The organism is Methylobacterium sp. WL8 (assembly GCF_008040045.1).
In the GTDB taxonomy this organism is placed as follows: domain Bacteria; phylum Pseudomonadota; class Alphaproteobacteria; order Rhizobiales; family Beijerinckiaceae; genus Methylobacterium; species Methylobacterium cerastii.
The window spans coordinates 72723-96099 of record NZ_VRVF01000002.1 but is presented as its reverse complement, the minus strand read 5'-3'; the positions used below and the strand labels follow the sequence as shown (position 1 = coordinate 96099).

Genomic DNA, 23377 nt, shown 5'->3' with positions numbered 1-23377 from the left:
CTCCGTCGAGGAGACGCCGATTCGTCGAGGCCGGGCGCGAGAGGGCGCCCGGGAAAACGCCTAGAAACCCTGCTTCAGCCACTCGTAGACGCGGCCGATGTACCCGTCGGTCCCCGTGCCGGCGAAGGCGCGCTGGCCCCGCGGCTCGAAGTGCTCGGCATGCGCCACCTGCGGGTAGACCAGCAGGCCGACCGCGGCCGAGAAGGCCGGACCCTTGGCCGCCTCGGGCAGGCCGCGGATGCCGAGCGGACGCCCGATCCGGACCTGGCCCTGCATCACCCGGCGGGTAACCTCGGGCAGGCCGACGAGCTGGCTCGCGCCGCCCGTCAGCACCACACGGCGCCCCGCCTGGGCGGCGAAGCCCGCGGCGCGCAGGCGGTCGCGGACGAGTTCGACCACCTCCTCGACCCGCGGCTTGATGATCCGCACCAGCTGCGAGCGCGGAACGTGGTTCGGGGTCTCGCCCTCGTCCTCGCCGACGCCGTGGACCGCGATCATGTCGCGCTCGTCCGAGGGGGTGGCGATGGCCGAGCCGTAGAGCGTCTTCAGCCGCTCGGCCGCAGCGACCCGGGTGGAGAGCCCGCGGGCGATGTCCATGGTGACGTGGTGGCCGCCGACGGCGATCGCGTCGGTGTGGACGAGGTGCCCGCCGGAGAACACGCCGAAGCTCGTGGTGCCGCCGCCCATGTCGACGACGCAGACGCCCATCTCGGCCTCGTCGTCGACGAGCGCCGAGAGGCCGGCGGCGTAGGGGGTGGCGATCACCGCCTCGACGCCGAGATGGCAATGCTCGATCGCCAGCATGACGTTGCGGGCGGCGGCGGCCTCCGCGGTGACCACGTGGAGGTCGACCCCGAGGGCCTCGCCGATCATGCCCGAGGGGTCGATCACCGCACCCTGGCCGTCCAGCGCGTAGCCGGTCGGCAGCGCATGGAGCACGGCGCGGCCGGGGCTGACGCCGTGGGCGCTTGCGGCCTCGAGGACGCGCTCCACGTCGGCGCCGGTGACCGTGCCGGTGCGGACGTTGACCCGCGCCTGGAAGTGCTGCGAGGCGAGGCGCCCGCCGCTCATGTTGACGATGACCGACTGGACCTCGACCTTGGCCATCCGCTCGGCGGCGTGCACCGCCTGCCGGATCGCGCCCTCGGCGGCTTCGAGGTCGACGATCGCGCCGCCCTTCAGCCCGTGCGAGCGCTGGTGGCCGATGCCGATGATGCGGGCGAGGTGCGTGCGGCCCTTCAGCGTCGAAAGGGCCTCGGCCGGCTGCAGCTCGGCGATGAGGCAGACCACCTTGCTCGTGCCGATGTCGAGCACCGACAGCGTGGTGCTGCGACGCGCCGAGAGCGGTTTCAGGCGGGGCGTGAGGCCGTGTTGGGAATGCATCAGCGCTGACCGGCGAAAGACGGGGAACGGGCGGGGCGGCGGGTGGTCGAAAGGAGCGCCTGGGCTGGGCTCACGTCGCCGTCCCCTTCTTCGTCTTCTTCGAGGCCTCGGCCCGGGCGGCCGCGGCCTCCTCGGTGAGGCGGACCACGACCCGGTCGGGCATCCGCAGGTCGACGGCGATGATGTCCTTCTCCAGCAGTCGGTTGGCGCGCTCGAGCTCGACGAGGCGCGCCAGCGCGGCGCCGGGCTCGACCTCCGGCAGGCGGATGTCGACGCCGTCGAGCTTCAGCGTCCAGCGCCGGCCCGAGACGTAGGTGCCGGCGCGGATGCGGTCGGCCAGCGGGCCGGCCGCGGCGACCAGGGCGAGATACTCGCCGAGCTTGGTGTTGGCGTCGTCGCCGACGACGAGCGGCAACGTCGCATAGCGGTCGTCGCGCATCGTATCGATGATCGTGCCGTCGGCGGCGATGACGCTGATCTCGCCGTTCATCTGCCAAAGGGCGGCCGGCTCGCGCTCGACCTGGTTGATGACGATCTCGCGGGGATAGATCTTGCGCACCGAGACGGAGGCGATCAACGGCACCCGCAGCAGGCGGGCGCGCACCTCGGCGACGTCAAGGAAGGGAACGGACGCGCGCCAGTCGATGCCGGCGGCGGCGAGCACCTCGCGCTCGTACATCCGGGAGATGCCCGAGATGGTGACGCGCTCGACGCCGAAGCCGGCGATGCGCGCGAGGATGTCGAAGGGGCGGCCGTTCTCGGCGACGAAGGCGTCGTAGCGGCCGCTGGCGACGAAGCCGGCGAGCGCCAGCGCGCCGAAGGCCGTGCTGAGGCCGAGGGCGCCGACGCCGCGCGGCAGGCGCTCGGCCATCGACGGGCCGGGCCGACCGCGGCGCAGGGAATCGGACCGGCGCAGGAAGCGCGGAAGCCGGGAGAGGACGCTACCGGCCAGTCCCTGCCCGGCCAAGCCCTGCCCAGCGAAGCGCGCGGCAGGACCGGTCGCGCCGGGAAACCCAGCGGGGCTCAGCGGCCCAGAGACGCGTCCTCCACCATCCATCGTACGAACTCACCGAAACGATACCCAGCATGGGCGGCCATGTCCGGCACAAGGCTGGTCTGGGTCATGCCGGGTTGCGTGTTGACCTCCAGGACGACGAGGGCACCGGTGCCACCCGGTGTGTCGTCGTAGCGAAGGTCGGCACGGCTGACGCCCCGGCAGCCCAGTGCTTGATGCGCCGTTAACGACAACTCTTGGACACGCTGGTAAACATTTGGTTTAAGTTCGGCCGGCAGGACGTGGATCGAGCCCCCCGGCGCGTACTTGGCGTCGTAGTCGTACCACCCCCCCGACGCGGCCTTGATCTCGATGACGCCGAGCGCCCGGTCGCCCATCACCGCGCAGGTGAGCTCGCGGCCCGCAACGTAAGTCTCCACAAGGACGTCCTCCCCGAAGACCCACTCCTCGGAGGTCAGGATCTGGGGCGGATGCGAGCGCCCGTCGCGCACGATGATGACGCCCATCGACGAGCCTTCGGAGACCGGTTTGACGACGTAGGGCGGCGCGATCGGGTGTGACTTCGCGGCATCATGCCGGTTAACGACCCGGCCCTCCGGAACGCTGACGCCGGCCGCCCGCATCACGACCTTCGCCCGCTCCTTGTGCATGGCGAGCGCCGAAGCCAGCACGCCGGAATGCGTGTAGGGAATGCGCAGGATCTCGAGCAGCCCCTGGATCGTGCCGTCCTCGCCCGCCGGCCCGTGCAGCGCGTTGAAGGCGGCGTCCGGCCGAAGCTCCGACAGCACGGCGGCGACGTCGGCCCCGACGTCGACGCGGGTGACGCGGTAGCCCTCGCCCTCCAGCGCGTCGGCGCAGGCGGTGCCGGAGTTCAGCGAGACCTCGCGCTCGGACGAGGTGCCCCCCATCAGGACGGCGACGTGCTTGGACATGGGCGGCTCCGTGGCGCGTATCGAAGGAAGACGAACGGATCTCAGGTGAAGGTCGGCGTCGAGCCGTCGGCGGAGACGCCGATCCGCTTGATCTCCCAGTGCAGCGCGACCCCGCTGGTCTCGTGCACCCGCCGCCGCACCTCTTCGCCGAGCCCCTCGATGTCGGCCGCCGTGGCGCCGTCGCGGTTGATCAGGAAGTTGCAGTGCATCTCGCTGACCTGGGCGCCGCCCCGCGTCAGCCCGCGGCAGCCGGCGGCGTCGACGAGCTGCCACGCCTTGCCGCCCGGCGGGTTCTTGAAGGTCGAGCCGCCGGTGCGCTCGCGGATCGGCTGGGCCGCCTCGCGGGCCTCGGTCACCCGCGCCATCTCCGCCTCGATCGCAGCGCGGTCGCCGGGGCGGCCGCGGAACAGCGCGCTCGTGAAGATCACGTCCTCGGGCGCCGCCGAATGACGGTAGGTGAAGCCCATCGCCTCGTGGGTGAAGCGGCGAAGCGCGCCGCGCCTGTCGACGCCGCGGGCCTCGACGAGCACGTCGGTGGTCTCGCCGCCATGGGCGCCGGCGTTCATGCGCAGCGCCCCGCCGACCGAGCCCGGGATGCCGCGGAAGAAGGCGAGCCCGTCGAGCGAGGCTTCGGCCGCGGCCTTCGCCAGCCGCATGTCGGGCACGGCGGTGCCGGCGCGCAAGGTGTCGCCGTCGATCTCCACCGCGCCGAAGGCCTTGCCGCCGAGCCGGATCGTGACCCCGGGGATGCCGCCGTCGCGCACGATCAGGTTCGAGCCGAGCCCGATCACCGTCACCGGGATCTCGGGGTCGAGCCCGGCCAGGAGGTGAGCCAGGTCCTCCTCGTCGGCGGGCGTGAACAGCGCCTGCGCCGGCCCGCCGACGCGGAACCACGTCAGGTCGGCCAGCGACGGGTTCGCCAGCAGCCGACCGCGCAGGTTCGGCGCGCCGGCGCGGATCGCGGGCGTGATGTCGGGGAAGGCGACAGTCACGGCTTCAGCGCCGCCAGCTCCGCCGGCAGGGCGTAGGCCCATTGCGTGATGTTGCCGGCGCCGAGGCAGACGACGTAGTCGCCGGGCATCGCGTGCGCGGCGACCATGCCGGCGAGGTCTTCCGGACGCTCCAGCGCCTGCGCGTCGCGGTGGCCGCGGGAGCGCAGGCCTGCGACGAGGCCGTCGCGGTCGATGCCCTCGATCGGCGCCTCGCCTGCGGCGTAGACCGGGGCGACGATGACCGTATCGGCGTCGTTGAAGCAGGTGCAGAAGTCGTCGAACAGCGAGGCGAGGCGCGAGTAGCGGTGCGGCTGCACGATCGCGATCACCTTGGCCTCGGTGGAGGCGCGGGCGGCCTTGAGCACCGCCTTGATCTCCACCGGATGGTGCCCGTAATCGTCGAAGATCTGCGCGCCGTTCCACTCGCCGGTGCGGGTGAAGCGGCGCTTGACGCCGCCGAAGCCCGCGAGCGCCTTGCGGATCGCCTCCGGGGACACGCCCAGCTCGTGGGCGACGGCCAGCGCCGCGGTGGCGTTGAGCGCGTTGTGCTTGCCCGGCATCGGCAGGACGAGGTCTTCCATCTCCATGCGGAAGCCGGGGCGGCGGTCGCGGATCATCACGCGGAAGCGGCTCTGGCCGCCGCGGAGGTCCACGTCGATCAGGCGCACGTCGGCCTGCGGGTTCTCGCCGTAGGTGATGATGCGCCGGTCCTCGATGTGGCCGACCATGTCCTGGACCACGGGATGGTCGATGCACATCACCGCGAAGCCGTAGAACGGGATGTTGTCGATGAAGCGCCGGAAGGCGTCCTTCACCGCGTCGAACGAGCCGAAATGGTCGAGGTGCTCGGGGTCGATGTTGGTGACGATGGCGACGTCCGCCGGCAGCTTGAGGAAGGTGCCGTCGGATTCGTCGGCCTCCACCACCATCCACTCCCCCTCGCCCATGCGGGCGTTGGTGCCGTAGGCGTTGATGATGCCGCCGTTGATGACCGTCGGGTCCATGGCGCCGGCGTCGAGCAGCGTCGCGACGAGGGAGGTCGTCGTGGTCTTGCCGTGGGTGCCGGCGATGGCGACGCAGGACTTGAAGCGCATCAGCTCGGCCAGCATCTCGGCGCGGCGCACCACCGGGAGCCGGGCCTCGCGGGCGGCCATCAGCTCGGGGTTGTCGCGCTGGATCGCGGTGGAGACGACGACGAGGCCGGCATTCTCGACGTTGCCGGCGGCGTGGCCGACGAAGGTCTTCATGCCCTTGTCGGCGAGCCGCCGCACGTTGGCGTTGTCGGAGGCGTCGGAGCCCTGAACCGTGTAGCCGAGGTTGTGCATCACCTCGGCGATGCCGGACATGCCGATGCCGCCGATGCCGATGAAGTGGATGGGACCGAGCTTGTCGGGCAGCTTCATGGCAAGAACCGTTTCATAGGAAGAACCGTTCGATGGCGGGACTGCGCCGAGGCGTGCGTCCCGGAAGACTCAGGTGCGGGCGGCCGTGTCGACGACCACTGTGGCGAGCCGCTCGGCGGCGTCGTGGATGCCGGCGCTTTTCGCCGCGTCGGCCGCCGCGGTCAATTTTTGAGGATTCTCGAAGGCGTCGACGAGTTCCGCGGTGAGGCGGTCCGGCGTGAACGCGGTCTGGGCCATCGCCAGCGCCGCGCCGATCTTGGCGAGCGTCGCCGCGTTGGCCGCCTGGTCCTGGTCGAGGGCTCCGGGCAGCGGCACGAGGATCGACGGGCGGCCGATGGCGGCGAGCTCCGAGACCGTCGAGGCGCCCGAGCGCGCGACCACGAGGTGGCTCGCCGCCATCCGCCCGGGCAAATCCTTGAAGAACGGCGCCGCCTCGAGGCCGGCGAGCCCCATGGCGAGGTAGTCGTTCTGCACCGCGGTCAGGTCCTCGGGGCGGACCTGCTGCACGAGGTGCAGGCGGGCGCGTAAGGCAGCCGGCAGCTGCGCCAGGGCCTTCGGCACGACCTCGCCCATCACCCGCGCGCCCTGGCTTCCACCGAAGACGAGGAGGTGCAGGACGTCCGTCGGCCCGAGCGGCGGGTAGGCGACCTTGGCGGCCTCGATCACCGCCGGGCGCAGCGGGTTGCCGGTGTGGATGCGCGGCGCGCGCGCCTTGTCGGGGACGCCGCGGACCTCCTTGAAGCCGGTGGCGATGGTGCGGGCGCCGCGCGCCAGGAAGGCGTTGGCCCGGCCCATCACCGCGTTCTGCTCGTGGATGATGGTCGGCACCCGCAGGATCTGCCCGGCGAGCATCGGCGGCACGGTCGGGTAGCCGCCGAAGCCGACGATCGCCGCAGGGTTGATGCGCTTGACCGCCTTGGCGGCCTCCGCGAAGCCGCGGCCCAGCGTCAGCACCGCGCCGGCCCGGCGCAGCATCGAGCGGCCCGACGGCGTCGCCGAGGTGATCGTGACGACCTCGGAGGCCGGGAAGCCGCCCGCGATGGAATCGACCCGCGCGTCGGTGGCGAGCACCACGCGGATGCCGCGGGCGCGGAGCGCGTGGGCGAGGCTCTCGGCCGGGAACAGGTGGCCGCCGGTGCCGCCGGCGCAGAGCAGGATGGTGGGCGTGAACACCGTCACCGCATCACCCCGGCGACGGTGGCCGGCGCGGTGCCGGGAGGCTTCTGGCTCAGCATCGTGGTGCGCGGGCGCTTGCGGGTGAGGGCCACGAGGAAGCCCATGCCCAGCGCCAGCGAGATCAGCGACGAGCCGCCGTAGGAGACGAACGGCAGCGTCATGCCCTTGGCCGGCATGAGCTGGGTGTTCACCGCCATGTTGATGCAGGCCTGGAGGCCGAAGAGGGTGATCAGACCGGTGATGGCGAGCCTCGAGAAGGTGTCGTCGGTGCGGCGCGCGAGCTTGAGCCCGCGCAGCACGATGTAGGCGAACAAAGCGACGAGGCAGAGGCAGACCAGGACGCCGAATTCCTCGCCGGTCACCGAGAAGATGAAGTCGGTATGCGCGTCGGGCAGGTGGCGCTTGGCGATCCCCTCGCCCGGGCCGGTGCCGAACCACCCGCCGGAGCGGAACGATTCCTGCGACCAGAAGGTCTGGAAGCTGTCGCCGGAATCCTTGTCGAGGAAGCGGTTGAAGCGCTCGCGCACGTGGTGGAAGAACGTGTAGGCGGCAAACACCCCGGTCAGGCCGAGGACGCCGAGCACCGCCACCCAGATCAGGTGCAGGCCGGCCACGAAGAACAGGGCGCACCACACCAGCGTGATCAGCATCGTCTGCCCGAAATCGGGCTGCAGCAGCAGCGGCACGATGGTGATCGGCAGGAGCAGGATCGCGAGGAACCCGCCCGGCATGTCGCGGCGCTGCGCGCCTTCCGAGAACGCCCAGGCGGCGACGATGACGAAGGCGGGCTTCACGAACTCCGAGGGCTGCAGGCCGAACGAGCCGAACTGGATCCAGCGGTGGGCACCCTTGATCTCCGGGCCGAACTTGCCGGCGAGCAGGCACAGGGCGACGCCGACGAGCCAGGTGCCGAGCGCGAGCCGGCGGATGCCGCGCAGGCTCAGGAACGACACCGCGCAGATCAACCCGATCGTCGGGGCGAGGTACATCGCCTGGCGGTTGAGGAAGTAGAAGGTCGGCAGGCCGATGCGCTCGGCCACCGGCGGGCCGCCGCCCATCAGGAAGACCAGGCCGGCGACCATCAGGGCGGCCAAGGCCGCGAGCAGGCCGCGGTCGACCGTCCACCACCAGTCGGTCAGGGGCGTGCGTTCCGCGCGGGACATCATGGGCGTGCGACGACCTTCGAGCGGTCGCGCAGGAGCACGCGACGGTCGGGAGCGATCCTGTCCGCGAATGGTAAAGGCATCCTTGCCAAACCCGCCAGGCGGCCCGGCCCGCCAGCCGATCCGTAGTGAATACGAAATGTTAACGGCGAAATTGCAATCTTGAATTGCACTCACGACGGCGCCTCCTTCCGAGTCGCCACGCCGGGACGATCCGCCCATGTTCGCCGCACGCAAGACCGTCGAAGCCGCCGCCAAGCTCGCCGCCCTCGACCGCGTCCAGGGGGTGATCGAGTTCGACCTGTCGGGCCGAATCCTCGACGCCAACGCGAACTTCCTTGCGGCCGTCGGCTACACGCTTCCCGAACTCGTCGGGCAGCCGCATGCGATGCTGGTCGACCCGCAGTACCGGGACTCGGCGGAGTACAAGGCGTTCTGGGATCGACTGCGCACCGGCGCGTTCAGCGCAGGCCAGTTCCGGCGGATGGCGAAGGGCGGCCGCGACCTCTGGATCGAGGCCTCCTACAACCCGATGATCGGGCGGAACGGCAAGCCCTACAAGGTGGTGAAGTTCGCCACCGACATCACGCGCCAGAAGGCCGAGGATGCCGACCGGGCGGGCCAGATCGCGGCGATCGACAAGGCGCAAGGGGTGATCGCCTTCGATCTCGACGGCACCGTCCTCGATGCCAACGCGAACTTCCTCGCAGTGGTGGGCTACGACCTGTCGGAGGTTCGCGGGCGCCCGCACAGCATTTTCGTCGAGCCGGCTTACCGGCAGAGCGCCGAGTACGCGGCGTTCTGGGCGGCGTTGAAGCGTGGGGAGTACCAGGCGGCGCAGTACAAGCGCATCGCGAAGGGCGGGCGCGAGGTCTGGATCCAGGCGACCTACAACCCGATCTTCGACGCCGCGAACCGCCCCTACAAGGTCGTGAAGTTCGCCACCGACGTCACCGACCAGGTCATGCTGCTGGCCAACCTTCGCCGGCTGATCGAGCGCAACTTCACCGAGATCGACCAGGCGATCGGCCGCTCGGCGGACGGGTCCGGCGCGGCCTTCGCCGCCGCGGAGACGACCTCGAGCAACGTGGCGATGATGGCGGCGGCGTCTGAGGAGTTGGCCGCCTCCGTCGCCGAGATCTCCCAGAGCATGGGACATTCGCGCAGCGCGACCGACGCCGCCTTCGAACGGGTCCAGGCGGCCGGCGGGTTCACCCAGCGCCTCACGGAGGCTGCCGGGTCGATGACCGGCATCGTCGGCCTGATCCAGTCGATCGCCGCGCAGATCAACCTGCTCGCGCTCAACGCCACCATCGAGGCGGCGCGCGCCGGAGAAGCCGGACGTGGCTTCGCGGTCGTCGCGAACGAGGTCAAGAACCTCGCCAACCAGGCCGCCCGCGCGACGGAGCAGATCGGTGCCGAGATCAACGGCCTGCAGGGCCTGTCGAGCGAGGTGGTCGGCGCGCTGGATTCGATCAGCGGCTCGGTCGACATCATGCGCGAGAACGTCGTCGCGACGGCGAGCGCGGTCGAGGAGCAGAGCATCGTCACGCGCGACCTGTCGCAGAACATGCAGGCCGCGGCCCAGGCCGTGGCGGCGATCACCGCCAACATCAGCACGATCTCGGCCTCGGTGACGGAGGTCTCCGTGGCGGTCACGACGACGCGCGAGGCGGCCAGCGTGCTGGCCCGGTAGGGCCACACGTCCGGCACGAGGCGCGCAGCGAGCTGCCGCGCCTCGAAGCGGCGGCTCAGGGCAGCGCGCGCACGAGCTCTCGGAACACGTCGCCGCGCTGCTCGAAGCTGCGGAACTGGTCGTAGGAGGCGCAGGCCGGCGAGAGCAGCACCACCGGCTCGGGCGCACCCGACGCCGCCGCGCCCTCGGCCGCCGCCTTCACGGCGACGTCCAGGGTCTCGCAGCGGGTGTAGGGCACGGCGCCCTCCAGGGTGGCGGCGAAGGCGTCGGAGGCCGCACCGATCAGGTAGGCGTGGGCGATGCGCTCGAAGTACGGGACGAGCGGGAAGATCCCGCCGTCCTTCGCCTTGCCGCCGAGGATCCAGTGGATGTCGCGGAAGGCGGTCAGCGCCTTCTCGGTCGAGTCGGCGTTGGTCGCCTTCGAATCGTTGACGAACAGCACCGGCCCGCGGACCCGAACCTCCTCCATCCGGTGCGGCAGGCCGGGGAAGCTCGCGAGCCCGGCCTGGATCGCGTCGGCCGCAAGACCGAGGGCGCGGGCGACCGCCACGGCCACGGCCGCGTTCTGCCAGTTGTGCGCGCCGCGCAGCGACCGGATCGCCGACACGTCGGCGAGCGGCGCGCCGTCGCGGTCCGAGACGATCCCGTCGCGCACGGTGACGGCGTCGGCGGTGAGCGCGGCGTCGCGCGGCACGTGGATGCGCGTCGACCGGTCGGCGCCGCCTTCGGCGAACCGGTCGGCGATGGCGCGGCTCGGCCCGTCGTCGATCCCGACGACGGCCTGGTCCGAGCCCTGGATCAGCCGCTCCTTGATCGCGGCGTATTGCGCGAAGGTGCCGTGGCGGTCGAGGTGGTCGGGCGTGATGTTGAGGAGCACGCCGACGCTCGGATCGAGCGAGGGCGTCAGGTCGATCTGGAACGAGGACAGCTCGACCACGTGGATGCGATTCGTTGCCGGCGGCTCGAGCGAGAGGATCGCGGTGCCGATGTTGCCGCCCATCTGCACGTCGCGGCCGGCAGTGCGCAGGATGTGGGCGATCAGCGCCGTGGTGGTCGACTTGCCGTTGGTGCCGGTGATCGCGACGAACGGCGCCCCCGGCGCCAGGGCGCGCCGCTCGCGGCAGAACAGCTCGATGTCGCCGACGACCTCGATGCCGGCCGCCTTGGCGAGCGCGACGGTCCAGTGCGGCGCCGGATGGGTCAGCGGCACGCCGGGCGAGAGGATCAGCGCCGAAAAGCCCGACCAGTCGGCCCCGCGCAAGTCCGCGGTCTCGATCCCCTGCCCGGCCGCCTTCGCGACGCCGTCGGCGTTGTCGTCCCAGGCGACGACCTGCGCGCCGCCGGCCTTGAGGGCGAGCGCGGTGGCGAGGCCGGAGGCGCCCAGGCCGAACAAGGCGACCGCGCGGCCGGCGAAGGTGGTGATTGGGGTCATCGGAAACTCGGAACCGGTCGGCGATCGGGGCTCGTCCCAACCCTCCCCCTTATCCTGAGGTGCCAGCGTCAGCGGGCCTCGAAGGAGCCCTCCAGACCGCACCGAAGTTTCTGGAGGGCTCCTTCGAGGCGCCCGCTTCGCGTGCGCACCTCAGGATGAGGGTCGGGGTGGGAGTGGCGTTGCGGAGCCGACTTCTACCACAGGTCACCGCAGCTTGAGCGTGGCCAGGCCGGCGAGCGCCAGGATCACGGCGATGATCCAGAAGCGGATCACGACCTGCGGCTCCTTCCAGCCCTTCTGCTCGAAGTGGTGGTGGATCGGCGCCATGCGGAAGACGCGCTTGCCCGTCAGCTTGAACGACGCGACCTGGATGATCACCGACATGATCTCGAGGACGAACAGGCCGCCGACGATCGCCAGGACGATCTCGTGCTTGGTCGCCACCGCGACGACGCCGAGCAGGCCGCCGAGCGCCAGCGACCCGGTGTCGCCCATGAAGATCTGCGCCGGCGGCGCGTTGAACCAGAGGAAGCCTAAGCCCGCCCCGATCACCGCGCCGGCCACCACCGCGAGCTCGCCGGTGTCGCGCACGTAGTTCACCTGAAGGTAGCTCGCGGTGAACGAGTTGCCGACGAGGTAGGCGATGACGCCGAAGGTGCCGCAGGCGATCATCACGGGGACGATGGCGAGCCCGTCGAGGCCGTCGGTCATGTTCACCGCGTTGCCGGCGCCGACGATGACGAAGCCGCCGAACAGCACGTAGAACCAGCCGAGGTTCAAGAGCGCGTCCTTGAACACCGGGAAGGCGAGCTGGTTCTGCAGCGTGGACGGCGAGAAGTACGAGATCGCGTAGCAGGCCGTGATCGCGATCAGGGCCTCGAGCCCGAGGCGGAGCTTGCCCGAGAAGCCCTTGTGCGACTGCTTCGTCACCTTGAGGTAGTCGTCGTAGAAGCCGATCGCGCCGAAGCCCAGCGTCACGGTGAGCGTGATCCAGACGTAGTGGTTGCGCGGGTTGGCCCAGAGCAGGATCGCGACGATGGCGCCGGCCAGGATCATCAGGCCGCCCATGGTCGGCGTGCCGCGCTTGGTCAGCAGGTGGGTCTGCGGCCCGTCCTCGCGGATCGGCTGGCCCTTGCCCTGGCGCAGGCGCAGCAGCGAGATGATCAGCGGCCCGAACCAGAACACGAACAGGCCCGCCGTGAACAGCGCGCCTCCCGTGCGGAAGGTGATGTAGCGGAAGACGTTGAAGGCCGAGAGCGTGCCGCTCAGGTCCGACAGGAGATACAGCATCCGGGGGGCTCGGCGGCTTGGCTCACACGAAGAAGGGCGCCGACGGGACGCGAACGGTCCCGGCGCCTCGGCGGACGATCAGATGCCGGTCACGGCCCGGCGGTCGGGGCCGGCGCGTCGCGGCGCACCGGGGGGTTCGCGTAGCGGGCTTTGAGCGCCTCGACAATCCGGCCCATGCGAATACTGTTTGAGCCCTTGACCATCACGGCGTCGCCCGGCCGCAGGATCGCGGCCAGCGGCTCGACGAGGTCGGCCGAAGTCGCGGCGGCGACGCCCCGGCGCGAGACCGGGAGCGCCTCGAACAGGTGGTTCATCAGCGTGCCGGCGGTGAAGACGAGGTCGACCGCGTGGTCGGCGACCGCGCCGGCGAGGTCGCGGTGGTGGGCGTCCGAGGTCGGCCCGAGCTCCAGCATGTCGCCGAGCACGGCGATGCGGCGCCCGCGCGGCCCGGTCTCGATCGCGGCCAGCGTCGACAGCGCGGCGCGCACCGAGGCCGGGTTGGCGTTGTAGCTCTCGTCGACGAGGAAGGCCTCGCCGTCGCGGATCTGGAGGGCGGTACGCTCGCCGCGCCCGGCCGGCGGGCGCAGCGCCGCGAGCGACAGGGCGGCGCGGGCCAGATCCGCGCCGAGGCTGTGGACCACCGCCATCACGCCGAGCGAGTTCATCGCCGTGTGCCGGCCCGGCGTGCCGAGCTGGTAGGTCACCGGCTGGCCCATCACCACGGCGTCGACCACGGAAAGATCGGGGCGCAGCACGATGCGCCTGGCGCGCACGTCGGCCTCCGCGTGCTCGCCGAAGGTGACGATGCGGCCTGCCCGCGAGGCGAGCGCGTGGGCGTGCAGGCGCGCGAAGCTCGGGTTGTCGCGGTTGATCACCGCGACGCCGCCGGGCGCGAGCCCTGAGAAGATCTCGCCCTTGGCGTCGGCGATCGCCGACACCGAGGCGAAGTGCTCGATGTGGACCGGCTCGACGGTGGTGACGAGGGCCACCTCCGGGCGGACCTGGGCCACCAGCGGCACGATCTCGCGCGGGTGGTTCATGCCGACCTCGAACACGCCGAAGCGGGTGTCGGCCGGCATCCGCGCCAGCGTCAGCGGCACGCCCCAGTGGTTGTTGTACGAGGCGACGGAGGCGTGGGTCTGCCCTTGCGCCGACAGCACGTGGCGCAGGGCCTCCTTGGTGCCGGTCTTGCCGACCGAGCCGGTCACCGCCACGACCTGGGCCGCGGTGCGGTCGCGGGCCGCCTTGCCGAGGCGCGTCATCGCGTCGAGGACCGGATCGGGCCCGTCGCCGGGCACGGCCAGGACCGGGCCGTCGAACGACGCCGCGCGGTCGGCGGCGACCACGGCCGCGCCAGCCCCCTTGTCCAGGGCGGCGCGGACGAAGTCGTGCCCGTCGCGGGCCTCGCCCCTGATCGCGAAGAACAGGTCGCCGGGCTGCAGCGTGCGGGTGTCGATCGAGGCGCCGGCGACGGCGCCGCGCGACCCGTGAAGCGTGCCCCCGGTGGCGGCCTCGAGTTCGGCCGCCGTCCAGAGCGGCTTGGCGTTCGGGCTCATGCGGCCTCCGGTCTGACGGTGCGCGGACGCGAAGCCCCCTCCCCCTCTGCGGGGAAGGGAGAGGCGCGGACTTCGTCGTGCTTCGGGGAAGACGCGTTCATCGCGAAAACTCGTCGATCGCCGCCCTCAGGACCGCGTGGTCCGAGAACGGCAGCACCCGGTCGCCCACGATCTGGCCGGTTTCGTGGCCCTTGCCGGCGACCACGAGCACGTCGCCGGGTCCGAGCCCGCGCACCGCCGTGCGGATCGCCTCGGCGCGGTCGCCGATCTCGGTGGCGCCCGGCGCCTCGGCGAGGATGGCGGCGCGGATCGCGGCGGGTTCCTCGGAGCGCGGGTTGTCGTCGGTGACGATGACCGCGTCGGCGAGGCGCGCGGCGATCGCCCCCATGATCGGGCGCTTGCCGCGGTCGCGGTCGCCGCCGCAGCCGAAGACCACGACGAGGCGCCCGGAGGCGAAGGGGCGCAGAGCGACGAGGACGCCCTCCAGCGCCTCCGGCTTGTGAGCGTAGTCGACGAGGCACAGCGCGCCGTCGGCCTCGCCGACGCGCTCCATGCGACCGGGCACGCCGACGAGGTGTTCGAGCGCCGCGAACACGCCGTCGGGGTCGGCGGCGCCGGCGGGCGTGGCGAGAACGAGGCCGGCGGCGACGAGCGCGTTCTCCACCTGGAACCCGCCGACCAGCGGCAGGCGGACCCGGCGCGGGCCGTGGCGGCCGTCGAGGTCGAGCACCTGCGCGAAGCCTTCGGTGCGGGCGTCGCGCAGGCGGATCTCGGAGCCGGCGCGGCCGGTGGTGCGGACGTCGTGGCCGGCCGCGGTCGCGGCCGCGATGACACGGTCGGCGTAGGCGCCGTCGGCGTTGACGATCGCGGGCGCACCCGCCGGCAGGAGCGTCGTGAACAGGCGCAGCTTGGCGGCGAGGTAGTCCTCGATGGTCGCGTGGTAGTCGAGGTGGTCGCGCCCGAGGTTGGTGAAGCCGGCGGCGGCGAGCTGCACGGCGTCGAGGCGGCGCTGCTCGATGCCGTGCGAGGAGGCCTCCATCGCGAGGTCCGTGATGCCGTCGTCGGCGAGCCGCGTCAGCGTCGCATGCAGCGTCACCGGGTCGGGCGTCGTCAGCGAGCCGTAGGCGGCGCCACGGTCGGTGACGATGCCGACGGTGCCGACGCTGGCGGACGCGCGCCCGATCCGCGACAGGATCTGGCGGACGAAGTCGGCGACCGAGCTCTTGCCCGCGGTGCCGGTCACCGCGACGATGGTCGCGGGCTGGCGCCCGGACAGGCGCGCGGCGGCGAGCGCCAGCGCCCGGCGTGGGTCGGCGACGGCGATCCAGGCGCAGGCCGGCGGCAGGTCGGCGGGGCGGTCGCCCTCACCGACCACCGCGATCGCGCCGGCCGCGGCGGCCTTGGCCGCGAACAGGCGTCCGTCGGCCTTCGTCCCCGGCACGGCGACGAAGACGCCGCCCGGCACCACGTTCCGGCTGTCGGCGGTCAGCCCGGCCACCGGCCGGTCGGCCTCCGCCGCCCCGGCTTCGGGGAACAGGGCGCCCAGCGTCGCCGCGCTCACGGGCCGCCGACCATGTTGGCGTGGTAGGCGTTGAGCTTGACCATCAGCGGGAAGGGCTTGGCCGGCGGCTCGAATTGCGGCGGCAGGCCGAGGATCGGCGCCACGCGCTCGATCACCTTGCCGGTGACGACGCCGGAGTTCCAGGCGGCGGTGGCGTAACCGCCGCTCTCCGGCAGTCCCTGGGGCTCGTCCATGATGGTGACGAACAGGTATTTCGGCTTGTCCATGGGCGCGGCCGCCATGAAGGTCGTGAACAGGCGGTTCTTGTTGTAGCGCCCGCCGATCACCTTCTCGGCGGTGCCGGTCTTGCCGCCGACGAAGTAGTACGGGATCGCCGCCTTCTTGGCCGAGCCCTCGACGGCGTTGAGGCGCATGATGAAGCGCATCGCCTCGCTCGTCTGCGGGCTCAGCACCGTCGTCGCCTTGGCCATCGCCTCCTTGACGTCGGTCTTGAGGAAGGTCGGCGTCATCAGGAAGCCGCCGTTGGCGATCGCGGCCACCGCCGCCGTCGCCTGGATCGGCGCCACCGCGAGGCCGTGGCCGAAGGCGATGGTGATGGTGTTGATCTCGGTCCAGCGCGGCGGGACGATCGGCATGGCCGATTCCGGCAGCTCGGTCCGCATCCGGTCGAGCAGGCCCATCTTGCGCAGGAAGGCCTTGTGGCCGGGCACGCCGACGCCGAGGGCCATCTTGGCCGAGCCGATGTTGGAGGAGTGGGTGAACACCTCCGGCATGGTGATGACGCGGTTGGTGCCGTGATACTCGTGGATCTTCTGGCGGCCCCAGTTCAGCACGCCGCCGCGGGTGTCGAAGGTCGAGTTGACGTTGTACTTGCCCGATTCCAGCGCCATGGCGAGGGTCATCGCCTTGAAGGTCGAGCCCATCTCGTAGACGCCGACGTTCATGCGGTTGATCTTGTCGTCGGACAGGGCGTCGACCGGGTTGTTCGGGTCGAAGTCCGGCATCGAGACCAGCGCGATCACCTCGCCGGTCTGGACGTCGAGGATCATCGAGGCGCCGGCCTTGGCCTTGAAGTGCTCGATGCCCTTGGCGAGCTCGTCGCGCACCGCGAACTGCGCCCGCAGGTCGACGGAGAGCTGGATCGGCTTGAGGTCGGTCTGCTTGGCGACGAAGCCGAAGTCGTTGAGGGCCTTGTTGCCCTGGTTGTCGATGTACTTCTCCATGCCGGCGATGCCGATGCCGTCGAGGTTGGTCGCGCCGATGATGTGGGCGGCCGCGACCCCGTTCGGGTAGACGCGCTTGTGGTCGGGCAGGAAGCCGATGCCGGGGATGCCGAGGCGGTGGACCTCGGCCTGCTGCTTCGGGGTCAGCTCGCGCTTGACCCAGACGAAGCCGACGCCCTTCTTGCCGGGCTTCTGGGTGAGCTTGGCGCGCAGTTCCGTCGCGTTCAGCTCGGGCAGGACGGCGGTGAGGAGTTCCACCGCCTCGTCCTTGTCGTAGATGTTGCCGGGCTCGGCGAAGACCGAAACGGTACGGATGTCGGTGGCGAGGATCTCGCCGTTGCGGTCGATGATGTCGGGCCGAATGGCGGTGGTGGACGCGGCCGCCACCCGGTGCTCCTGGCTCGGCGGCGCGCCGAAGATCGCGATCGACAGCAGCCGCACGCTGATCGCGCCGAACACCGCCACGAAGGCGAGTCCGACGAGCGCGACGCGGGTGTGCGAGCGCTCGATCGCGAGGCGGAACATCGCCCGGAACAGGCGCACGCCCGGATGCACGCGGGGCTCGGCCGCGACGACCGGCTCCTCGATCGCCAGCCGCGCGGCGGCCGGCGTCTCGTCCGCGTCGCCGTGGTGCGCAGGCTCAGGCGCGGCATGCCCGATGCCGGCCGCGTCGTCGGCCGCGAAGTGGGCGTCTCGGGCTTCGTGAGCCGCTTGAGCGTCGTGCGCCTCTCGGGCGTCGTGGGCGTCTTGAGACACGGGGACTACCTCGATGCCGGGTTCGGCGTGCGGGTCGTGACGACGGTGCGGGTGATCGAGCCGGTGGTGCGGGGCTCGGAGGCCGGCCCCTTCTCCTTCGGCGTCGCGGTGGCCGCGAGCAGGCGGCCGATCTCGTCGCCGCGCTCGGGCCGCGCCGGCAGGTCGGCGAGGCGCCCGAGGTGGGCGGTGCCGATCGGCTCGAGGGCGAGGTGCTTCTCCACCGCCGCCTGCAGCCGGTCCGGCCGGGTCAAGAGCTGCCATTCGGCGCGCAGCACCGCGATGGCCTGACGCTCGGCATGCAGGCCGGCCTTCAGCTTCGAGACCTGACCGCCCTGGTAGAGCGTGTCGTACTTGATCGAGTAGGCGTAGATCGCCGAGGCGACGAGGCCGGCGACGGCCAGCAGGTTGAGCAGGCGGATCACCGGCGTGCGCCTCCGCGCGGGGCTTCGGGAAGCGCAGCGAGCGCCTGGATCGCGGCGAGCGGCGCCGGCACGGGTGCGTCCGTGCGCTCGGCGGCGCGAAGCTTGGCCGAGCGCGAGCGCGGGTTGCGCGCCGTCTCGGAATCGGAGGGCAGCACCGGGCCCTTGGTCACCGGCGTGAAGCTGCGGGCGGCCGTGGGCTCGCCGCCGGGCAGCGCGCTCGGCATGTGGCGCGAGGCCTGGACGGCGCGGCCGCTGCGGGCGGAGAAGAACTGCTTGACGATGCGGTCCTCGAGCGAATGGAACGTCACCACCGCGAGCCGCCCGCCCGGCCGCAGCATCCGCTCGGCGGCGTGCAGCGCCTGGACCAGCTCGCCGAGCTCGTCGTTGACCGCGATGCGCAGGCCCTGGAACGTCCGCGTCGCCGGGTGGATGCCGCTGCCGGGCTCGGTCCGCACGACCCCGGCGACGAGGTCGGCGAGCTGCGCCGTGGTCTCGATCCGGCCGCGGCGGCGCGCCTCGATGATGGTGCGGGCCACCGCCCGCGAGCGGCGTTCCTCGCCGTAATGGTAGATGATGTCGGCGAGCTCCACCTCCTCGGCCTCGTTGACGAGGTCGGCGGCGCTGAGGCCGGTGGCGGCCATCCGCATGTCGAGCGGGCCGTCGTTGCGGAACGAGAAGCCGCGCTCGGGCTGGTCGATCTGCATCGAGGAGACGCCGATATCGAGCACGATCCGGTCGGCCTGCGCCTCGCCGAGATCCGCCAGGTGCGCGTCGAGGGCGCCGAATCGGCCCGGAACCAGCGTGAGGCGCCCGTTCGACGCGGCGACGAGCGCCGCGCCGCCGGCGATGGCCGAGGGGTCTCGGTCGATGCCGACCACGCGGAGGTCCGGGTCGGCGGCGAGCATCGCGCGGGTGTAGCCGCCGGCGCCGAAGGTGCCGTCGACGGCCAGCGTCGTACCGGGAAGGTCGAGGGCGGCGAGCACCTCGTCGAGCAGCACCGGGACGTGCGGGCCGCACGGTTTCTCGATGGGTTTGCGCGTCATCGCCGCGGCCCGTTCGGGCGAAGGCGCCGGGCCGCGTGCGGCCGAGGCGGCCCGCCGGGGATGGGGGGAACGGTTCGGCTCATGGCTGCCTGCACCCGGCCGCGGCGACGCGGCGCGGTCGGTTTGGGCGATCCCGCTCGTGCGGTGGCCGAAGGCCCGCGCGCGGACGATCCCCGCACGGCCGCGGCGAGCGTGGCCGCTGGGGGCGTCCGCCGATCCGGAAATCGCCGATGACGAGATGTTGGCGGGTACCATGGGCCTCTGACGATCGTCAACGCAAGCGAAGACCCGCATCGCGGACGTCCGATGTGACCTCAGCAAGGTTAACCGACGGTCAATTTTTCGCCCCGCCCGCCGACGTTCGGCGCACGGGCGCCGGCGATCCTCGGGACCTGCGCGCGTCTGCTGGCGAAAGCTTCGCCGCGATGCGCCGACCGGCGGCACATATTCCGCAGGACCGTGCTTCGCGCGGCGGATCGGCACGCTCCGTCAACGGCTTAGCCGGTGCCGTGGCTCTGCGTCCGGACAGGCAGGAAGCGGATCAGCCGGCCTATAAGCCGGGTTCTGTAGGGCCCGGAGGCGCCGAGGCGCATCCGGACGTGGCGGCCATTCCTCTGGGACGATCGTTGCCGACCGCCTCGAGCAACCAACCCGGGCGACTGGCCTGGAGAGCGGGCCTGCGCCTCTTCCTGCGAGGAGACGCGCGCCGCCCCTATTCGGTCTTGCTCCCGGTGGGGTTTGCCGTGCCGTCCGCGTTGCCGCGTCCGCGGTGCGCTCTTACCGCACCCTTTCACCCTGACCCCGCGACCTCGCGGTCCGGGGCGGTCTGCTCTCTGTGGCACTGTCCCTGGGGTCGCCCCCGCCGGACGTTATCCGGCACCGTCTCTCCATGGAGCCCGGACTTTCCTCCCCAAGCCGAAGCTCGGAGCGGCCGCCCGGCCGACTGATCCGGCGCGGATGTGGGCCGGATCGCCCGCCCGGGTCAAGCGGACGGCCGCGCGTTCAGGCGTCGAGGCCGCCCAGGACCGAAATCCTCGTCTGCCCACGCCGTGCGGCTTGCCCCGGACCGTCGCGATCCGGCTACCAGGTCCCGGTGTTCTCCATGGAGGACCACGGCTCCTGCGGCTCCTTGGCGCCGCCCTTCTGCAGGATCTCGATCGAGATGCCGTCGGGCGACTTCACGAAGGCCATGTGCCCGTCGCGCGGCGGCCGGTTGATGGTCACGCCCTTGTCCTTCAGCCGGGTGCAGAAGGCGTAGATGTCGTCGACCTGGTAGGCGAGGTGCCCGAAGTTGCGCCCGCCGGAATAGGTCTCCGGGTCCCAGTTGTAGGTCAGCTCCACGAGGGGCGACTTGGTGGTCTCGGCCCGCGCCGCGTCCCCGGGGGCGGCGAGGAAGACCAGGGTGAAGCGGCCCTTCTCGTTGTCGATGCGGCGCACCTCCTTCAGCCCGAAGGTGTCGACGTAGAACGCCAGCGCCTTGTCGAGGTCGGCGACGCGCACCATCGTGTGCAGGTATTCCATGGGTGTTCTCGTGCTCCGCTGATGCGGGCCTATCTGGGCCCGGGCCGGACCCCGTCAACGGGCTCGGCCGCGCCGCGGCGGACCGCGAACATCCCCTTCGACGCCCCTTCGACGTCCCTTCGACGTCCCCTCCGGCCAGCCGAGCGATGCCCCGATGCGAACCGACACGCCCGTCCAGATCCGCCTCGAAGACTACCGGCCGAGCGACTTCCTGATCGACCGCGTCGACCTCGACGTGCGGCTCGCCCCGCACGACACGCGGATCACGGCGCGGCTGGCGCTGCGGGCGAACCCGGCGGGCCGGGCGGGCGCGCCCCTGGTGCTCGACGGCGACGACCTGACGCTCGACGGCATCGAACTCGACGGCGCGCCGCTGTCCGCCAAGGCCTACGCGGCGAGCCCCGCGGGGCTGACGCTGCACGCGCCACCGCAGGGACCGTTCGAACTGACGATCCTGACGCGGGTGGACCCGACCGCCAACACCAAGCTGATGGGGCTCTACCGCTCGAACGGCGTCTACTGCACCCAGTGCGAGGCCGACGGGTTCCGCCGGATCACCTACTTCCTCGACCGGCCCGACGTGATGGCGGTCTACACCACCCGAATCGAGGCCGAGCGCGCCGAATGCCCGGTGCTGCTCGGCAACGGAAACCCGGTGGAGGCCGGGGAGATCGCCGGCACCGGGCGGCACTTCGCCGTGTGGCACGATCCCCACCCGAAGCCCGCCTACCTCTTCGCCCTCGTCGGCGGCGCGCTCGACCGGGTGGCGCAGGACTTCACCACGATGGAGGGCCGAACGGTCGCGGTCGCGGTCTACGTCGAGCCCGGCAAAGGGCCCCGCGCCGCCTACGCCCTCGACGCGGTGATCCGTTCGATGCGGTGGGACGAGGAGGCGTTCGGGCGCGCCTACGACCTCGACGTGTTCAACGTCGTCGCCGTGTCGGACTTCAACATGGGCGCGATGGAAAACAAAGGCTTGAACGTGTTCAACGACAAATACGTTCTGGCCTCCCCCGAGACCGCCACCGACGGCGACTACGCCGCGATCGAGCGCATCATCGCGCACGAGTACTTCCACAACTGGTCGGGCAACCGCGTCACCTGCCGCGACTGGTTCCAGCTCTGCCTCAAGGAGGGGCTGACCGTCTTCCGCGACCAGGAATTCTCGTCCGACATGCGCTCGCGCGCCGTCCACCGCATCGGCGAGGTCCGCAACCTTCGCGCCCGGCAGTTCCCGGAGGATGCCGGCCCGCTCAGGCACCCGGTCCGGCCGGGTGCCTATGCCGAGATCAATAACTTCTACACGGCCACGGTCTACGACAAGGGCGCCGAGATCGTGCGGATGCTGCGCACCCTCGTCGGCGCCGACGCCTTCCGGGCCGGCATGGACCGGTACTTTTCCGACAACGACGGCACCGCGGCGACCGTCGAGGATTTCCTGGCGGCCTTCGCCGCGGTGACCGGGCGCGACCTCCAGCCCTTCGCCCGCTGGTACGAGCGCCCCGGCACGCCGGCCCTCGCGGTGACGCGCGCCTACGACGCCGAGGCCCGGCGATACACGCTGACCTTCCGCCAGAGCCTCGAGGCGGCGGGCCCTCCCCTGGTGATCCCGGTCGCCCTCGGCCTCGTCGGCGAGAACGGCCCCCTCGCCGGGGCGACTTCGACATCGGTCTCCGACGGCGTCTTCGTCCTCGACACCGGGACCGCCACCGTGGTGTTCGAGTGCGTCGCCGAGGCGCCCGTGCCCTCGGTGCTGCGCGGCTTTTCCGCCCCGGTGCGGCTTGAACTCGACCTGACCGACGCCGAGCGCCTCGTCCTGCTCCGGCACGACACCGACCCGTTCAACCGCTGGCAGGCGGCGCAGGGGATCGCGATGCGGCTGATCCTCGAACCGGCCGCACCGGGCGCGGGCGAGGCCTTCGCCGACGCGCTCGGCGCCTTCCTCGACGGCGAGGCCCTGGCCGACCCGGCCTTCGCCGCCCTGGTGCTGTCGCTCCCCGGCGAAGGCGAAGCCGCCAACGAAATCGCCGCCGACCTCGACCCGGACGCGATCCACGCGGCCCGAACCGCCCTTCGGAAAGCGCTGGGCACGCGGCTGCGCCCGCGCCTCGATGCGCTGGCCCTGGCCCTGCGGGCGTCTCAGGACGCCCCCTACAGCCCGGACGCCGCCTCGGCCGGCCGCCGCTCGCTCGCCAACGCCTGCCTCGACCTGATCGCCGCCGCGGACCCGGCGGCCGGCACCGAAGACGCCCTCCTCCAGCTTCGCGAGGCGCGCAACATGACCGACCGGCTCGCGGCCCTCGGCGTGATCGCGGCGATCCCAGGGGAGGCCCGCGAGGCGGCGCTCTCGGCTTTCGGCGCCACCTATGCCGACGAGCCGCTGGTCCTCGATAAGTGGTTCGCCGTCCAGGCGACGATCGCCGAGGACGGCACGCCGGCGCGGATCGCGGCGCTGAGCCGGCACCCGGCCTTCGCCATGACCAACCCGAACCGGGTGCGGGCGCTGATCGCCAACTTCGCAATGGGCAACCCGACCCAGTTCGCGAGGGCCGACGGAGCCGGCTTCGCCCTCGTCGCCGAGCGGATCGAGGCCCTCGACCGGATCAACCCGCAGCTCGCCGCGCGGCTCCTCACCGCGTTTTCTTCCTGGCGGCGGTGGGAAAATTCGCGACGGGAAAAGGCCGCCGAAATCCTCAACCGGATCAAGGCGATCCCCGCCCTTTCCCGGGACGTGGCCGACATCGCCGCCCGGACGCTCGAAGCCGGTTAACCATCGCTTAACATTGGCGATTCTCTGCTGATTCCGAGTCGGTAGTCGGGGCTTGGAGTCAAGCCGCGCTGTAAAAAATCCG

The 23377-nt window shown here is 71.6% G+C and carries 17 protein-coding genes and 1 other RNA gene; 2 read left to right on the top strand and 16 right to left on the bottom strand.

Annotated features, from left to right (window positions below):
• Positions 1-60: 60 nt before the first annotated feature.
• The 7 genes from ftsA to FV234_RS01240 form a co-directional block, all read right to left on the bottom strand.
• Positions 61-1383, bottom strand: a complete 1323-nt coding sequence (ftsA, locus tag FV234_RS01270; protein WP_147753368.1) for a cell division protein FtsA — start codon at positions 1381-1383, stop codon at positions 61-63.
• A 70-nt stretch (positions 1384-1453) separates the two neighbouring features.
• Positions 1454-2440 carry a cell division protein FtsQ/DivIB gene (locus FV234_RS01265; RefSeq protein WP_147753367.1) on the bottom strand — a complete coding sequence of 329 codons (987 nt, stop codon included), beginning with the start codon at positions 2438-2440 and terminating at the stop codon, positions 1454-1456.
• Positions 2407-3330: a D-alanine--D-alanine ligase gene (locus FV234_RS01260; RefSeq protein ID WP_147753366.1), complete on the bottom strand. Its 924-nt coding sequence runs from the start codon at positions 3328-3330 to the stop codon at positions 2407-2409. The genes FV234_RS01265 and FV234_RS01260 overlap by 34 nt, the downstream gene beginning before the upstream one ends.
• Before the next feature lie 41 nt (positions 3331-3371).
• Complete coding sequence (gene murB, locus FV234_RS01255) at positions 3372-4322, bottom strand: UDP-N-acetylmuramate dehydrogenase (RefSeq protein WP_238270188.1); 951 nt, start codon at positions 4320-4322, stop codon at positions 3372-3374.
• Positions 4319-5725 carry a UDP-N-acetylmuramate--L-alanine ligase gene (murC, locus tag FV234_RS01250; protein ID WP_147827874.1) on the bottom strand — a complete coding sequence of 469 codons (1407 nt, stop codon included), beginning with the start codon at positions 5723-5725 and terminating at the stop codon, positions 4319-4321. Before murC ends, murB begins: the two co-directional genes overlap by 4 nt.
• A 69-nt stretch (positions 5726-5794) precedes the next feature.
• On the bottom strand, positions 5795-6904 hold the full coding sequence (murG, locus tag FV234_RS01245; protein WP_147753364.1) for an undecaprenyldiphospho-muramoylpentapeptide beta-N-acetylglucosaminyltransferase: 1110 nt from the start codon (positions 6902-6904) through the stop codon (positions 5795-5797).
• Positions 6901-8067, bottom strand: coding sequence for a putative peptidoglycan glycosyltransferase FtsW (locus FV234_RS01240; protein WP_147753363.1), 1167 nt, complete (start codon positions 8065-8067; stop codon positions 6901-6903). Before FV234_RS01240 ends, murG begins: the two co-directional genes overlap by 4 nt.
• Positions 8068-8284: 217 nt before the next feature.
• Here FV234_RS01240 and FV234_RS01235 point away from each other — a divergent pair, with 217 nt between their 5' ends.
• A complete protein-coding gene (locus FV234_RS01235; protein WP_147827873.1) occupies positions 8285-9760 on the top strand; it encodes a PAS domain-containing methyl-accepting chemotaxis protein in 1476 nt (491 codons plus the stop codon).
• A gap of 55 nt (positions 9761-9815) precedes the next feature.
• Here the strand turns inward: FV234_RS01235 and murD are convergent, their stop codons facing one another.
• The 9 genes from murD to gloA form a co-directional block, all read right to left on the bottom strand.
• Positions 9816-11192 (bottom strand): UDP-N-acetylmuramoyl-L-alanine--D-glutamate ligase, encoded by a 1377-nt coding sequence (gene murD / locus FV234_RS01230; protein WP_147827872.1) that lies wholly within the window; start codon positions 11190-11192, stop codon positions 9816-9818.
• A gap of 204 nt (positions 11193-11396) precedes the next feature.
• Positions 11397-12482: a phospho-N-acetylmuramoyl-pentapeptide-transferase gene (gene mraY / locus FV234_RS01220; RefSeq protein WP_147753360.1), complete on the bottom strand. Its 1086-nt coding sequence runs from the start codon at positions 12480-12482 to the stop codon at positions 11397-11399.
• Between the two features lie 89 nt (positions 12483-12571).
• Positions 12572-14038: a UDP-N-acetylmuramoylalanyl-D-glutamyl-2,6-diaminopimelate--D-alanyl-D-alanine ligase gene (locus FV234_RS01215; RefSeq protein WP_147827871.1), complete on the bottom strand. Its 1467-nt coding sequence runs from the start codon at positions 14036-14038 to the stop codon at positions 12572-12574.
• Positions 14039-14135: 97 nt separating this feature from the next.
• The gene (locus tag FV234_RS01210; protein ID WP_147827870.1) at positions 14136-15599 is read right to left on the bottom strand and encodes a UDP-N-acetylmuramoyl-L-alanyl-D-glutamate--2,6-diaminopimelate ligase; all 1464 of its coding nucleotides are present in this window, start codon (positions 15597-15599) and stop codon (positions 14136-14138) included.
• Positions 15596-17371: a penicillin-binding protein 2 gene (locus tag FV234_RS01205; RefSeq protein ID WP_238270260.1), complete on the bottom strand. Its 1776-nt coding sequence runs from the start codon at positions 17369-17371 to the stop codon at positions 15596-15598. Before FV234_RS01205 ends, FV234_RS01210 begins: the two co-directional genes overlap by 4 nt.
• Before the next feature lie 173 nt (positions 17372-17544).
• Positions 17545-17961, bottom strand: a complete 417-nt coding sequence (locus FV234_RS01200) for a hypothetical protein (protein WP_147753936.1) — start codon at positions 17959-17961, stop codon at positions 17545-17547.
• On the bottom strand, positions 17958-19004 hold the full coding sequence (gene rsmH / locus FV234_RS01195; protein ID WP_147753935.1) for a 16S rRNA (cytosine(1402)-N(4))-methyltransferase RsmH: 1047 nt from the start codon (positions 19002-19004) through the stop codon (positions 17958-17960). The genes FV234_RS01200 and rsmH overlap by 4 nt, the downstream gene beginning before the upstream one ends.
• Before the next feature lie 537 nt (positions 19005-19541).
• Positions 19542-19951, bottom strand: an RNA gene (rnpB, locus tag FV234_RS01190) — RNase P RNA component class A.
• A gap of 133 nt (positions 19952-20084) precedes the next feature.
• Positions 20085-20525: a lactoylglutathione lyase gene (gene gloA, locus FV234_RS01185; protein WP_147753934.1), complete on the bottom strand. Its 441-nt coding sequence runs from the start codon at positions 20523-20525 to the stop codon at positions 20085-20087.
• Between the two features lie 154 nt (positions 20526-20679).
• Here gloA and pepN point away from each other — a divergent pair, with 154 nt between their 5' ends.
• Entirely contained in the window at positions 20680-23295 is a 2616-nt protein-coding gene (pepN, locus tag FV234_RS01180) for an aminopeptidase N (protein ID WP_147827869.1), read from the top strand.
• The last annotated feature ends 82 nt before the right edge of the window (positions 23296-23377 follow it).